Here is a 1544-nt window from a genome sequence, read left to right on the forward strand (position 1 = left end):
TTCCAGCGCGGAGATGAAGTTGCTCTTGCCCGCCCCGTTCGGGCCGATCAGGACGTTCAGCCCGCCCAGCCGGACCCGCGTCGAGCGGATCGAGGTGTACCCCTCGACCGTCACCGCCGCAAGCCGGCCTGTCATCATGCGATCACTCTACGGCGGGCGCCGCCGCGGGCGACGTCTGGCTGTGCATCCGGGCTGGCCGAGGAAGCGGTACGTGGCCCCGGCCAGGGACTCTGCTGCTTAATTCGGGTGGGCCGCGTTTGCGGCATGATCGCCTCTGTGGTCCTGTCGTGTCGTGGGCCGCGGGAGGTGGAGCGCATGTCGTTGCAGCCCAGAGGGCTGCCGGAGATCCCGACACAGACCGTGGCGGCCGCGCGGGCGGCGTTCCCGCGGGGGACGTTGGCGATGCGGCTGCGCGACCGGCTGGCCGAGGTGTTCGTCGACGAGCCGCGTTGCCGTTACGGCTGATCACGGACGTTCTCACCACCCAGGCGGGCGTCCCCGACGTGCAGGTCACCCTGCCTGTCCAGCGCACCCTTGCCGACCGTGGTCTCACCCCCGCCGAGCACTACCTGGACGCCGGCTACCGGAATGCTGCCGCGCCGTGAACCGGCGGGACCTCGACCTCGACGACCCGGCACTCGCCCCACTCCCGCCCCAGCAATCCGGCCCCTTCTACGGCCCGACCTGACGGCACCGTTCAGGAGCTCGGGGAGCTGGTCAACACGAGCAGGAAGGCGCTGTCGGCGGTGTAGCTCCAGGCGGGGCGGATCCAGATGTGGGGCTCTGGCCCTGTTTGAGGACACTCCCGGTATGACGTCGATCTGGGTGGCGGTGGTCCGCGTCAGCCCGGCCGTGCGGGAGAAGCTGAGCGTTCGACACGGTCTTGACGCCGACGTTGTGATCAACGCGATCCAGTGTGTCGCAGGTCTCCAGCGGGCTTGGTATGATCATCCCAGTCGGGGGCGGCGAGCCCTGGTGAAGACCCAGGTGCGAGGAATGCGGGTGCTTATTGTGCTCTATTCGACTGGCCTCGGCGTGTGTCAAGGCCGCCGGCCGGTGGGGGACAGCGGCCGGCTATGCCGGTCGACGGATGTACACCGCCAGTGACGGCAGCCCGCCCGCGGACGGGGCCATGCGCATCCGGTGCTCGGTGCCGGTGGGCAGCCGGACCGTCCGCTGCGGCCCGAACGCCCACCGCAACAGCGACGACAGTTCCCGCGCGTCGGGTGGGTCGGAGTGAAACCGATAGCGGGACTTGCGGGCCGCAAGGATCTGGCCGAGGCCGACCGGAATGTCCGGCCGCGCTCGGGGTAACGCGATCCGCCCGGTGGCCGCGGACAGCCCGTCAAGGACGACTTCCCGGTTCGGCGAGCCGTTGAGGAGATCCTGGATCCGCTGAATACGACTGATCGCGTCCGCGCTGTCACTCATGTTCGTCCTCGTCGGCCCCCCGGAACGACCCGGTCAAACTGTCCGGCCGGCGGTACGGCCGGATGCCGCGTGGCTGGGTGCGGTGCGACTGGGTGCGCCGCGTTCGGATGCCG

4 protein-coding genes are annotated in these 1544 nt (G+C 69.9%); 2 read left to right on the plus strand and 2 right to left on the minus strand.

Going from position 1 to position 1544, the window contains the following annotated elements; genetic code table 11:
- On the minus strand, positions 1–138 hold a 138-nt coding region (locus tag AC5LSR_RS23360), incomplete at its 3' end, for an AAA family ATPase (protein WP_445548746.1).
- 177 nt (positions 139–315) lie between these two features.
- Here AC5LSR_RS23360 and AC5LSR_RS23365 point away from each other — a divergent pair.
- Positions 316–465, plus strand: coding sequence for a hypothetical protein (locus AC5LSR_RS23365; RefSeq protein WP_493464424.1), 150 nt, complete (start codon positions 316–318; stop codon positions 463–465).
- Positions 450–605, plus strand: a complete 156-nt coding sequence (locus AC5LSR_RS23370) for a hypothetical protein (RefSeq protein ID WP_250285720.1) — start codon at positions 450–452, stop codon at positions 603–605. Before AC5LSR_RS23365 ends, AC5LSR_RS23370 begins: the two co-directional genes overlap by 16 nt.
- 469 nt (positions 606–1074) lie before the next feature.
- Here AC5LSR_RS23370 and AC5LSR_RS23375 read toward each other — a convergent pair whose 3' ends face one another.
- Positions 1075–1431, minus strand: a complete 357-nt coding sequence (locus AC5LSR_RS23375) for a nitroreductase family protein (RefSeq protein ID WP_250285721.1) — start codon at positions 1429–1431, stop codon at positions 1075–1077.
- Between the last annotated feature and the right edge of the window lie 113 nt (positions 1432–1544).

The organism is Protofrankia sp. CiP1_Cm_nod4 (assembly GCF_982290645.1).